12 protein-coding genes are annotated in these 11551 nt (G+C 60.3%); 7 read left to right on the top strand and 5 right to left on the bottom strand.

Going from position 1 to position 11551, the window contains the following annotated elements:
- The first annotated feature begins 3 nt into the window (after positions 1-3).
- Positions 4-1437: an NADH-quinone oxidoreductase subunit NuoN gene (gene nuoN, locus AACZ65_RS06245; RefSeq protein ID WP_339668966.1), complete on the top strand. Its 1434-nt coding sequence runs from the start codon at positions 4-6 to the stop codon at positions 1435-1437.
- 54 nt (positions 1438-1491) lie between these two features.
- Here nuoN and AACZ65_RS06250 read toward each other — a convergent pair whose 3' ends face one another.
- The 3 genes from AACZ65_RS06250 to AACZ65_RS06260 are packed head-to-tail and all read right to left on the bottom strand — an operon-like array spanning position 1492 to position 4090.
- The gene (locus AACZ65_RS06250) at positions 1492-2004 is read right to left on the bottom strand and encodes a hypothetical protein (protein ID WP_339668967.1); all 513 of its coding nucleotides are present in this window, start codon (positions 2002-2004) and stop codon (positions 1492-1494) included.
- A gap of 2 nt (positions 2005-2006) precedes the next feature.
- A complete protein-coding gene (locus AACZ65_RS06255; RefSeq protein WP_339668968.1) occupies positions 2007-2771 on the bottom strand; it encodes a DsbA family protein in 765 nt (254 codons plus the stop codon).
- The gene (locus AACZ65_RS06260) at positions 2768-4090 is read right to left on the bottom strand and encodes a M48 family metalloprotease (protein WP_339668970.1); all 1323 of its coding nucleotides are present in this window, start codon (positions 4088-4090) and stop codon (positions 2768-2770) included. The genes AACZ65_RS06255 and AACZ65_RS06260 overlap by 4 nt, the downstream gene beginning before the upstream one ends.
- Before the next feature lie 62 nt (positions 4091-4152).
- On the opposite strand from AACZ65_RS06260, the gene AACZ65_RS06265 reads away from it, so the two are divergent.
- The 5 genes from AACZ65_RS06265 to fabZ all read left to right on the top strand — a co-directional run bounded on the left by AACZ65_RS06265 (position 4153) and on the right by fabZ (position 9108).
- Positions 4153-5319, top strand: coding sequence for an aminotransferase class I/II-fold pyridoxal phosphate-dependent enzyme (locus AACZ65_RS06265; RefSeq protein WP_339668972.1), 1167 nt, complete (start codon positions 4153-4155; stop codon positions 5317-5319).
- 115 nt (positions 5320-5434) lie between these two features.
- Complete coding sequence (locus AACZ65_RS06270; protein ID WP_339668974.1) at positions 5435-5560, top strand: hypothetical protein; 126 nt, start codon at positions 5435-5437, stop codon at positions 5558-5560.
- 94 nt (positions 5561-5654) lie between these two features.
- A complete protein-coding gene (gene bamA / locus AACZ65_RS06275; protein ID WP_037271657.1) occupies positions 5655-7991 on the top strand; it encodes an outer membrane protein assembly factor BamA in 2337 nt (778 codons plus the stop codon).
- A gap of 2 nt (positions 7992-7993) precedes the next feature.
- A complete protein-coding gene (locus AACZ65_RS06280) occupies positions 7994-8569 on the top strand; it encodes an OmpH family outer membrane protein (protein ID WP_339668976.1) in 576 nt (191 codons plus the stop codon).
- Positions 8570-8643: 74 nt separating this feature from the next.
- Complete coding sequence (fabZ, locus tag AACZ65_RS06285; RefSeq protein WP_037271662.1) at positions 8644-9108, top strand: 3-hydroxyacyl-ACP dehydratase FabZ; 465 nt, start codon at positions 8644-8646, stop codon at positions 9106-9108.
- A 20-nt stretch (positions 9109-9128) separates the two neighbouring features.
- Here the strand turns inward: fabZ and AACZ65_RS06290 are convergent, their stop codons facing one another.
- The gene (locus AACZ65_RS06290; protein ID WP_339668977.1) at positions 9129-9602 is read right to left on the bottom strand and encodes a DUF2059 domain-containing protein; all 474 of its coding nucleotides are present in this window, start codon (positions 9600-9602) and stop codon (positions 9129-9131) included.
- A gap of 157 nt (positions 9603-9759) precedes the next feature.
- Here AACZ65_RS06290 and AACZ65_RS06295 point away from each other — a divergent pair, with 157 nt between their 5' ends.
- The gene (locus tag AACZ65_RS06295; protein ID WP_339668979.1) at positions 9760-10845 is read left to right on the top strand and encodes an ABC transporter ATP-binding protein; all 1086 of its coding nucleotides are present in this window, start codon (positions 9760-9762) and stop codon (positions 10843-10845) included.
- A gap of 7 nt (positions 10846-10852) precedes the next feature.
- Here the strand turns inward: AACZ65_RS06295 and AACZ65_RS06300 are convergent.
- A partial coding sequence (locus AACZ65_RS06300) for a gamma-glutamyl-gamma-aminobutyrate hydrolase family protein (protein WP_339668980.1) occupies positions 10853-11551 on the bottom strand: 699 nt, incomplete at its 5' end.

The raw sequence follows: 11551 nt of genomic DNA on the forward strand, positions 1-11551 counted from the left end.
GACATGCAGGCTGATCTATCCATAATCCTGCCCGAGATCGTTCTCTCGGTCTATGCGCTCTTGGCGCTGTTGGGCGTGGCCTATACCGGACAGGACCGCATGGCGAGTCCACTGGTCTGGCTGACGGCGGGTCTCTTCACGCTCTTGGCGGTGTGGATTGGGGCCTCGGGAGAGGGCACGCGCACCGCCTTTGGCGGCATGTTCAACGATGACGGCTTTGCGCGCTTTGCCAAGGTCACGATCCTTGTGTCGGCGGCGGCTGTGCTTGTTCTGGGACAGGATTACATGTCGCGGCGCGGTATCCTGCGGTTTGAATATCCGCTCTTGGTGGCCTTGGCCGTTGTGGGCATGATGGTCATGGTCAGCGCCGGTGATCTGATGGCGCTCTACATGGGGCTCGAGTTGCAATCGCTGGCGCTCTATGTCGTGGCCTCCTTGCGCCGCGACAGCGCGAAATCGACCGAGGCGGGCCTCAAATATTTCGTGCTGGGCGCGCTGTCGTCGGGTTTGTTGCTCTATGGCGCATCGCTGACCTATGGCTATGCGGGCACCACGCTCTTTTCCGGGATCGTCGCAGCTGCGGACGGTCAGGCGCCGGTTGGCCTTTTGATCGGTCTTGTCTTTGTCATCTCGGGCCTTGCGTTCAAGATTTCGGCGGTGCCGTTCCACATGTGGACGCCTGACGTCTACGAGGGGGCGCCCACGCCCATTACCGCGTTTTTTGCGACCGCGCCCAAGATGGCGGCGATGGGGCTATTCGCGCGGGTGGTGCATGATGCGTTTGGCGGTGTTGTCGCGGATTGGCAGCAGGTGCTCGCGTTGTTGGCGCTGCTTTCGATGTTCCTGGGCGCGGTGGCGGCGATTGGTCAGACCGATATCAAGCGTCTGATGGCCTATTCCTCGATTGCTCATATGGGTTATGCGCTGATGGGGCTGGCGGCGGGCACCGCCTTTGGCGTGCAGGCGATGCTGATCTACATGGCGATTTATGTGACGATGAACGTAGGCACCTTCGCCTTTATCCTGTCGATGGAGCGGGACGGGCAGCCGGTCACGGATATTCGCAGCCTTGCGATGTATTCCCGCGCCGAACCGGGCCGGGCGCTTGCCATGCTGATCCTGTTATTCAGCCTGGCCGGTGTGCCGCCGCTCTTGGGCTTTTTCGGCAAGCTTTATGTGCTGCGCGCGGCCTATGAGGGCGGGCTGGCATGGCTGGCGATTGCCGGGGTGATCGCCTCTGTGATCGGTGCCTTCTACTATCTGCGGATCGTATTCTACATGTATTTTGGCGAAGAGGGCACGGGGCTTCAAACCGGGCGTTCCGCGGTGCAGTGGCTGTTCCTGATGGGATCGGCGGCGGTGATGCTGCTTGGCATCGTCAATATGTTCGGGATCGACGCCATGGCACAGGCGGCGGCGGCAACGCTGGTCAACTGAGCCTGAATGACAGATGCAAACAAGAGGCGCGCCCAAGTGGCGCGCCTTTTGCGTTCAGGGGCGCAGGTATTTTTCGAGCACGATAGCGGGCATGGCCCCGCGCAGCATCATGTCGGGCAGGACATAAGAGGGGGCCATGTCGAGGCCAAGTTCTGCGGCAAGGGCCGCGTCCTCGGCCATGTCAAAGAGGGTGACGCGCAGGCCTAGCCGCGCTGCGAGGGCGCGCAACTCGGCCTCGGCCATGGCGCAATCAGGACAGTCGCTTTGAGTGAAGAAGGCGATGGAAGGCACTGCGCCCTCCGTGCCGAAACTGTGCAAGCCTGGGGCAAAGAGGCGGGGGGCGGCCCGAGCCAGCAGGTCCAGATCGCGCGTCGCCTCATCGGCATAGAGATCAGCGCCGGTGATTGGTGCGGGGTCCGTGATCGGCGCAAGCAGGCTGGGCGTGTCGATCAAGACCGAGCGGATCGCCTCGCCCAAGGTCGTGCGCGACTGCTGCGGCAGATCCTGTGCATAGGCAGAGGTGGCCGCCCCCAGCAGGAGGGCGGTCAATAGAGGCAGATTGCGCATGGTTATTGCGCGCGGATCTCGTCGGCGATGCGCTGCATGGCGTCTTGCGGCAGGTAGCCGCGCAGCATCTGGTCGCCCAGAACGAAAGAGGGCGTGCCGCTGATCTGCATCCGCTGGCCAAGGGCATGGTTTGCCGCAATCACTTGTGTCACCGCGTCGCTGTTCATCTCGGCGATGATTCCCGTGGCATCAAGACCCAAGGTATCGGCCAGCCGCGAAAAGCCGGTTTCGTTCATGCTGCCAGAATAGGTCATCAGCGCATCGTGCACGGATTTATAGGCCTCGTCCCCTGCAACCTGACGGGTGGCGATGGCAAAGCGTGAGGCCAGCACCGATTCCTCGCCGAGGATCGGGAATTCCTTGATGATAAAGCGGATATTGCCATCGGCGGCCAACAGGCCCTTGACGTCATCATAGGCGCGGCGGCAATAGCTGCACCGATAATCCATGAATTCAACCAGTGTCAGGTCGCCCTCCGGGTTGCCACCGACCCAGGAGCTGGGATCGTTGAACAGCGCTTCGGCATTGACCTTGACCAGATCACTGTCGGCCTGTGCCTGGGTTTGCGCCTCGCGCTGTTCCAATACGGCGACCGCTTCCATGATCACCTCGGGGTTTGCGAGCAGATAGTCGCGGATTTCGGCGCGCAAGAGCGTGCGCTCGGCATCGGTCAGGCTCTCTAGATCGAGGGCTGCGGCGGGCTGCGCGAGGGCTAAGCAGAGGCCAAGACTGGCGGCGGTCAGGATCGAGCGTGGCATCGGGATCATTTTCTCCGTTTTTCTTCGGCTTCTGCGGCGAAAAGCACATCCTGCGCTCTTTGCCACGCGGCAGAGCCACGGGGCAAGAGATTAGACGCGCGTTCGGCGTGGATCTTGGCATCTTTGAACTTCCCTGCGATGGCATATCGTTCGGCGGTCAGCACCGAGGCCATTCCGTTGTTGCCCAGCTTGGCATTGGCCTGGGCCAGATCACGCAGGATACGAATATCGCGGCCATCGCGGCTGCGGGCGGTTTCGAGAAATTTCACGGCTTTTTGTGTCTGATTGTCCGCGAGGAGGGCGCGGCCATAGGCCCCAAGGATGAGCGCGTTGTTGGGGGCGAGGTTGGCTGCGCGGGCATAGGCGGCGACGGCGGGCTTGATCTGACGGCTTTCCATCAGGATCTGGCCGCGCAATTCGTGCAGGTAGGGATCGTTGGGCCGAAGCGCTACGGCCCCGTCAATGGCCGTCAGGGCGCGGCGCAGGTCGGCCTGCCGGTGATAGGCGATGGCCTGCCGCATCAGTTTGACGTCTTGATAGCCATATTCGCCAGCGCGGGTCAGGGTCCATTTGGGCGAGCGTTGAAAGGCCGACAGCTTGCTCTTGGCGCGGGCAAACCAATAGGTCGCCTCGGGGTCAGGGGCGACGGTTTTGCCCTGCGCTTCGGCCAATTGGGCGATCCGGCGAAAGCGATCGCGCGAGAGGGGGTGGGTGCGGGCATAGGCATCCTGGCGGCTGACCGAAAGCGCCTCTTGTCCCTGGAAAAGCTCCATCACCTGCACCGCGCCGTGCAAGTCGATGCCTGCGGTCAACAAAAAGCGCATACCGCTGGCGTCTGCGGCGTTTTCTTCGGCGCGGGTGTGCGAAAAGAAGCTGCGTATCGCGGCCCCTTGAAGCCCGGCGGCGGCACCCGCCGCGAATTCACCGCTGCCCGCCGCTGCCCCCGCAACTGCCGCAAGCGCGGTTCCAAGGGCCGCCGCTGTGCGGGCGTTGCGGGCATTGATCGGGCGGCGCATCAGATGCCCATTGGCGATATGCGCGGCCTCATGGGCGATGACCGATTGGAGCATGGCTGGTGTGTCCATACGCAGGATCAATCCGGAGTGGATGAAGATACTGTCGGCGTCGATGACAAAGGCATTCATGCTCGAATCGTCAATCAACAGGATATCAACGCGCGCAGGGCTGAGCCCCGCAGCCCGAAGGACCGGCGTTGCAAGAGCGCGTAGCGCTTGTTCAATGTCGGGATCGCGCAGCAACGTCACGGCACGCGCCGGCAGGGCCAGCGACAGAAGGAGCGAGAGCAGGGCGAGACGGAGAAGCAGCATTGACCTTGGCGGCCTTTTCCAGTGAGACGGGTCACATGTGGGGTCAGTCTAGGAGAAAACCAGTGCGGAACTCAACCCGGAGCCAAGTTGATCCCTTTATCGTGATGGATGTCATGGAGGCGGCCCGCCGTGCCGAGGCCGAGGGGCGTCATATTATTCACATGGAAGTGGGCCAGCCTGGCACGCCCGCGCCCGAAGGCGCGCGAGCGGCCCTTGCCCGGACCATGGCGACAGAGGCCATGGGCTATACCGTGGCACTTGGGTTGCCGGCGCTCAGGGCGCGGATCGCGAAGCTCTACGGAGAGTGGTACGATGTCGATCTGAACCCCGAGCGCGTGGTGATCACGCCCGGTTCTTCTGGTGGATTCATTCTTGCCTTTACCGCGCTTTTTGACGCGGGCGACCGGGTCGGGATCGGCGCACCTGGCTATCCCAGCTATCGCCAGATTTTGCGTGCGCTTGATCTTGTGCCGGTGGATATTCAGACGGCGGCGGAAAACCGCTTGCAGCCGGTGCCGGGTGACCTGACGGGACAGAACCTGCAAGGGCTATTGGTGGCCAGCCCGGCGAATCCGTCCGGGACCATGTTGGATCGCACAGCGCTTGCCGGGTTGATTTCAGCCGCCGAAGGGCAGGGCGCGGCCTTTATCAGTGACGAAATTTACCACGGGATCGAGTACGAGCGGCGCGCGGTCTCGGCCTTGGAGATCACCGACGACTGTTATGTGATCAATTCTTTTTCCAAGTATTTTTCCATGACGGGCTGGCGGATCGGCTGGATGGTCGTGCCCGAGGATCATGTGCGGGTGATCGAGCGCCTGGCACAGAATCTCTTTATCTGCCCGCCCCATGCGAGTCAGGTTGCGGCGCTTGCTGCGATGGACTGCGGCGAAGAGCTGGAGGCGAATATGGCGGTCTACCGGTGCAACCGCGCGCTGATGCTGGAGGGGCTGCCCAAGGCTGGTTTTGATCGTATCGCGCCGCCGGATGGGGCGTTTTACGTCTATGCCGATGTCAGTCACCTGACCCATGACAGCCGCGCCTTTGCTGCTGAAATTCTGGACAAGGCGGGCGTCGCGGTCACGCCAGGGCTGGATTTCGACCCGGTGCGCGGTGCGGGCACGCTGCGGTTCTCCTATGCCCGTGCCACTGCGGATATTGAAGAAGGATTGGCGCGCCTTCGGCGTTTTATGGCCGCACGTGGCCCGGCTGGAGCGCAAGATACCTGAGATTTTTCACGCGCCGAGACTGCTTGTCAGAATTTTGCCACATTCTGGTCGTGATACCGCCGAATGTCAGTGCCACTTTCGTGGCGTTCCACAACTTTCGATACCGAGGCAGGACATGCAACAGATCAGAAATGGTTATCAAGGGGCGCGCGTGCTGTTGCACGTGAACGCGGATTTCCTGCTTTTTGTCGCAACCCTTGGGGCGGCTCTGTTGGCAGCAGCCTATATCGGGACGCTTTAGGCCCGGACATAACACGGCCCGCACTCGCATTTTGACAAGGCCAGACAGACGGGTTACTGACATCGTTAATGGGATGTCTGACTGGGTTTGAGCAATGAATGATCGCGACGTGGACCGGCCGAAGAGCCGTATTCTTTCTCTTGCGGCGCGGATAGGCGCGGGTGTTGTCTTCGCGCTCTTTTTCGTTGCTTTCCTGATCGGGACGGGCCAGCGCGCTGAGGCGCAATCCTACCGCTTTTCTTCTGTTGCGATCGAGGGAAACCAGCGGATCGAAACGGGAACGATTCTGTCCTATGCGGGTATCGCGCGCAATGAGACTGTCTCGGCGGGACAGTTGAATGACGCCTATCAAAAGATCCTTGGCTCAGGCCTCTTCGAAGATGTCGAACTGGTGCCGCAGGGAAGCAATCTCTTGATTCGTGTGGTCGAGTTTCCGACGATCAACCAGATCGCCTTCGAGGGTAATGACAAGATCAAGGATGACGACCTTGCTGGTTTCATCCAGAGCAAGCCGCGTCAGGTGTTCAGCCCGACACAGGCCGAGCGGGACGCGGGAATCATCTCGGAAGCGTATAGTCAGAACGGCCGCATCGCGGCACGGGTAACGCCCAAGGTGATCCGCCGGAGCGACAACCGCGTTGATCTTGTGTTCGAAATCTTTGAAGGCCGCAAGATCGAGGTTCAACGTATCGGGTTTGTCGGGAACAAGGCATTTTCCGACAGGCGTCTGCGGCGTGTGGTCGAGAGCAAGCAGACCGGCATTCTGCGCGCATTGATCGAACGGGATACTTTCGTTGAGGATCGGGTCAATTTCGACCGGCAGGTGTTGACCGATTTCTACAATTCGCGCGGTTTTGTCGATTTCCGCGTGACAGGCACCAACGCCGAACTGGCGCGCGAACGGGATGCGTATTTCATTACCTTCAACGTTCAGGAAGGTCAGCAGTTCCGCTTTGGTGAGATCACGACCGTCAGCGAGATGAACGGGGTCGAGGCCGAGATCTATGACGACACGCTCAAGATCAAGCCGGGCGTGGTCTACTCGCCGACGTTGGTCGAAAGTTCCATCGCCCGGATGGAGCGATTGGCGATCAAGAATGGTGTCGACTTCATGCGTGTCGAGCCGCGGATCACCCGCAATGACCGCGATCTGACCCTGGATGTTGAGTTCGTTCTCCAACGCGGCCCGCGCATTTTTGTCGAGCGGATCGACATTGAGGGCAACACCACCACGCTCGACCGGGTCATCCGGCGTCAGTTTGATCAGGCAGAGGGTGATCCGTTCAATCCCCGCTCGATTCAACAGGCGGCGGACCGCATTCGCGCCTTGGGCTATTTCAAGGATGTCGATGTGAACGCCCGCGAGGGGTCGCGCCCCGATCAGGTTGTGATTGAAACCGATGTCGAGGAGACCACCACCGGCACTGTGTCGGTCGGGGCAAGTTTCTCGACCAACTCGGGTCTTGGCATTTCGCTTGGCTTTTCTGAGCGCAACTTCATCGGTCGTGGTCAGCAACTGACCGCGCAGATTCTGGCGACGGCGGATAACATCAACTACAACTTGGGTTTTGTTGAGCCGGCGTTTCTCGGGCGAGATGTGGCGCTTGGGCTTGATTTCTCTTTTCAGGAAACGGAAAGCGACAACAGCCTGTTCGACACGGCCATCGGTACATTCCGGCCCAGCCTGACCTTTCCGACCGGCGAGAATACGCGCCTGAACCTCTATTACAACGTCAGTTACGAGGATATGACGGATTATCAGGGCACGTCCGGCATTCTGCAGAACGAGATTGCACAAGGCGGGCTATGGACCAGTTCGGTGGGCTATAATTTCAGCTATGACACGAGGGCGGGTGGTCTGAATCCAAAAGCTGGCATTCTCCTATCCTTTGGTCAGGAATTTGCTGGGCTTGGCGGGGACAACGATTTCATCAAGACCACGGCGCGACTGGTGGGGCAAACGGCGATCTTGAATGAGGACGTTACGATCCGCGCAATCCTTGAAGGTGGCGCGCTCAATTTCTCGGGTAGTCGTGATAGTCGGTTCCTCAATCGCTTTGGATCTCAGGTGATACGTGGGTTCGAGCCGAATGGCATGGGTCCAATCGAGGGTAATGAATTGTTGGGCGGTGATTTTTTTGCGGCGCTCAAGTTCGAGGCGGAGTTCCCGCTTGGTCTGCCTGATGAATATGGCATCACCGGGGGGGCCTTTTACGATATCGGCTCGATCTGGGGGATTGGCAATAGGGGTTCCGTTGCGCCGGGCAACACGCTGTCCTCGACCGGGTTCAAGGCGCGGCACGTGATCGGCTTTTCGGTGTTTTGGTCGTCGCCCTTTGGTCCGATCCGGATGAATTTCTCCAAGGCGCTGGAGAAGGAACCCGGTGACATCGAACAGCAGTTCGACCTGACCGTCCGCACGGAATTCTAGGCATGCGTGCGGCGCTTGCCGGGGTTGGGCTGTGCCTTGGGTTGTCCCTTGGCGCGGCCTTTCCTGTGTCGGCGCAACAGATGGGCGTGATCCAGAGCAACGTGCTGGTGATCGACCCTGAGCGCATGTTGCTGGAATCCGACTATGGCAAGCGTCTGCAGGCAGAAATCCAGGCCGAGCGGGATCGGCTGATCGCTTATAACGAAAAGGTCGCGCAAGAGTTGGAGGCGGAAGAGCAACGCCTGACAGCTCTGCGTGGCACGACGCCTGCCAATGAATTCCGAGAGTTGGCGGATGCGTTCGACCAACGAGTCGAGGAGCTGCGGTTGGAGAGCGAGCGTCTGTCACGGGAGCTGGAACGGCGGCGCGAATTGATCCCCATCCAGTTCATGCGCGTGGTGCAGCCGGTGCTGACGGAATTGCTGAACGAGGCCAATGCAATGGTGATGATTGATGGGCGGACGGTGATGCTGCATACCAGCGCGTCGGATGTCACCGAACTTGCCGTGCAACGGATCAACGCGAAGATCGGCGTGGGTCCCCTGACACCAGACCAATCCGCCCCAACGAAAGACTAGGCAACGCAAGTAATCTTGCCCCGTGCCGCGCAGATTGCTAGGCACAAGGGGCAAGGCACGTGAAAGGACAACCCATGACCGAGTCCCTCAAATCCGCAGATATACATCTGATCCAGCGGATCATCCCGCATCGCTACCCCTTTCTCTTGGTGGACAAGGTGGTGGATATCGACGGGTATCAGTCGGCACGGGGCATCAAGAATGTGACGATGAACGAGCCGCATTTCCAAGGGCACTTTCCCGGCAAGCCAATTATGCCCGGCGTCACCATCATCGAGGCGATGGCGCAGACCGCCGCCGTGATGGTAGGTGCGGCGCTTGAGATGCAGGACCGTAATATGCTGGTCTATTTCATGGCCATCGACAGCGCGAAATTTCGCCGAATGGTGGTACCGGGCGATGTCCTGGAAATGAAACTGCGCACGACGCGCGGCAAGCCGGGGGGCAAGGTGTGGAAGTTTTCGGGTCTTGCAGAGGTCGAAGGTGAACTCGCCGCAGAGGCCGAGTTCACCGCCATGATGGACCTGCCCAAAGCATAAGGGCGCGCCGGAGTGCGCTCTTACTTTGGCGTAGTGATTTCCTGGATTTTGGGCATCATTTCCGGCATCGCCTCTTGCAGGACGGCGGAGATCATCGGCTGCTGAATTTGGGCCAGTTGCGGCATCTTGCGCATGACAGCGCCGCCATGCTCAGACAGGTAGAAATCACGCAGCGCGGTCAGCTCTTCGAGGGTCATGAGGTCAGCCATGACCTGATCCTGTTTGCGCATCACATCAGTCAGAGGCTGTGTCAGGTGATCCAGAAAGAGCTTGTCGATTTGCATAATCTGCTCTTCGGACATCCGTTGGCGGTTGGCGGCCATTTGTTGAATCATGGGTTGCCAGAGTTGGCGAATGAACTCTTGAATATCGGCATCGGTCATGGTCGCGTCGACATACTCTTTGGCAATGGCTACTCGCGCGGCGCGGTCGTCCTGTGCATGGACGGGGAAAGCAAGGAAGAGCGCAACCAGAGCGCCGGTGAAAATCCGCATGGGAGAAACTCCTGAGGGTGAAATGTCGTGTAACCCAAACACCTCTGCGCGGGGCTGTCAACGGGCCGCAGCCATATGGCTTGCACTGGGGGCGAGGGGTTGATATTTCCTGCGGACAAAACCCGATAGAATTAATCGGAAAGACCAAGAGGCCCCGGTGCAGACCCCAATTCCCCGGCTTGAAATCAAGAACCTGACGCGCCGCTATGATGGGCGGCATGTGGTTAATGACGTCTCGTTGCGGGTGATGCCGGGGCATGTGACCTGTCTGCTCGGGCCTTCGGGCTGTGGTAAATCCACGACGCTGCGGATGATCGCCGGGGTCGAGATGCAGGATTCCGGTGAGATCTGGGTGGATGGCAACCTGGTATGTGACACGGTGTATCGCGTGCCCCCGGAGCGTCGGCATATCGGCCTGATGTTTCAGGATTTTGCGCTCTTTCCGCATCTGAGCGTGGCGCAGAACGTGGCCTTTGGTCTGAGCGGGGACAAATCCGCCAAGATGGCGCGGGTCGGCGAGCTGCTCGAGCGGGTGGGCCTCTCGCGCTATCTCAATGCCTATCCGCACGAGCTTTCGGGGGGCGAGCAACAGCGTGTGGCGCTTGCCCGGGCGCTTGCGCCGCGTCCCGGCATCATGCTGATGGACGAGCCGTTCTCGGGCTTGGACAATCGCCTGCGCGATGGCATCCGTGACGAGACGCTTGAAATCCTGCGGGAACAGGATACGGCCGTCCTATTGGTCACGCATGAGCCGGAAGAGGCGATGCGTATGGCCGATGAAATCGCACTCATGCGGGACGGGCGGATCGTGCAGCAAGGCGCGCCCTATAACGTCTACAACGCCCCTGTAGATCGCAGCGCAATGGCGTTCTTCTCCGAAATCAACGTGATCCGGGGGCGGGTGCGCGGCTCGTTGGTCGATACGCCCTTTGGTCAGTTCCTCGCGCCTGGGGCGTACGAGGGCAGTGAAGTCGAAGTTGTCATTCGCCCTCAGCATATCAAGATCGACTTTGACCGGCATGGGCGCGGCCCGAACCCCACGCCGCAGGATGGCACCCCGGCGCGCGGCGTGGTCGAGCGCGCGCGCTTCATGGGGTCCGAGAGCCTGGTCGAATTTCGTATGGATCACGACGGATCGCTGCTCAAGGCGACCGTGCCCAATGTATTCCTGCCCAAAACAGGCAAGGCGCTCTGGCTGATGATCCGGCGCGATCGCTGTTTCCTCTTCCCCGTCAAGGGGTGACCCCACCTCAGACGAGGCGCGAGGTCGCAATCGCCGCGCGCACGAAATCGGCAAAGAGCGGATGCGGCGCGAAGGGCTTGGATTTCAGTTCCGGGTGATATTGCACGCCGATGAACCACGGGTGATCCGACCATTCCACAATCTCGGGCAGGCGTCCGTCGGGTGACATGCCCGAGAAGGTCAGGCCGCATCCTTCGAGTTTCTCGCGATACTTGGTGTCCACCTCGTAGCGGTGGCGGTGACGCTCATCAATGGCGGTGCCGCCGTAAATCTCTGCCACACGGCTGCCGTCCTTGAGCACGGCATCATAGGCCCCAAGACGCATGGTGCCGCCCTTGTCGTCGCTGACCTTGCGCTGCACCTTTTCGTTACCCTGCACCCATTCCTTGAGGTGATAGACCACCGGCTCGAACCGGCGCTTGCCTGCCTCGTGGTCGAACTCTTCTGATCCGGCGTCTTTCATGCCGGCCACATTGCGCGCGGCCTCAATCACGGCCATCTGCATGCCAAGGCAAATACCAAGATAGGGGATCTTGCGGGTGCGGGCGAATTCTGCGGCCTTGATCTTGCCTTCGGTTCCGCGTTCGCCAAAGCCACCGGGCACGAGAATGGCGTGGAAGCCTTCGAGATGGGCGGCGGGATCTTCACGCTCGAAAATCTCGGCATCGACCCATTCCACGTTGACCTTGACCCGGTTGGCCATGCC

The organism is uncultured Roseovarius sp., from assembly GCF_963972555.1.
In the GTDB taxonomy this organism is placed as follows: domain Bacteria; phylum Pseudomonadota; class Alphaproteobacteria; order Rhodobacterales; family Rhodobacteraceae; genus Roseovarius; species Roseovarius mucosus.

Bases quoted from the DNA above. Each gene is read 5' to 3' on its own strand.
- nuoN (WP_339668966.1), top strand. From the start codon at position 4: ATGCAGGCTGATCTATCCATAATCCTGCCCGAGATCGTTCTCTCGGTC.
- AACZ65_RS06270 (WP_339668974.1), top strand. From the start codon at position 5,435: ATGCAACAGATCAGAAATGGTTATCAAGGGGCGCGCGTGCTGTTGCAC.
- AACZ65_RS06255 (WP_339668968.1), bottom strand. From the start codon at position 2,771: ATGATCCCGATGCCACGCTCGATCCTGACCGCCGCCAGTCTTGGCCTC.
- fabZ (WP_037271662.1), top strand. From the start codon at position 8,644: ATGACCGAGTCCCTCAAATCCGCAGATATACATCTGATCCAGCGGATC.
- AACZ65_RS06260 (WP_339668970.1), bottom strand. From the start codon at position 4,090: ATGCTGCTTCTCCGTCTCGCCCTGCTCTCGCTCCTTCTGTCGCTGGCC.
- bamA (WP_037271657.1), top strand. From the start codon at position 5,655: ATGAATGATCGCGACGTGGACCGGCCGAAGAGCCGTATTCTTTCTCTT.
- AACZ65_RS06250 (WP_339668967.1), bottom strand. From the start codon at position 2,004: ATGCGCAATCTGCCTCTATTGACCGCCCTCCTGCTGGGGGCGGCCACC.
- AACZ65_RS06280 (WP_339668976.1), top strand. From the start codon at position 7,994: ATGCGTGCGGCGCTTGCCGGGGTTGGGCTGTGCCTTGGGTTGTCCCTT.
- AACZ65_RS06290 (WP_339668977.1), bottom strand. From the start codon at position 9,602: ATGCGGATTTTCACCGGCGCTCTGGTTGCGCTCTTCCTTGCTTTCCCC.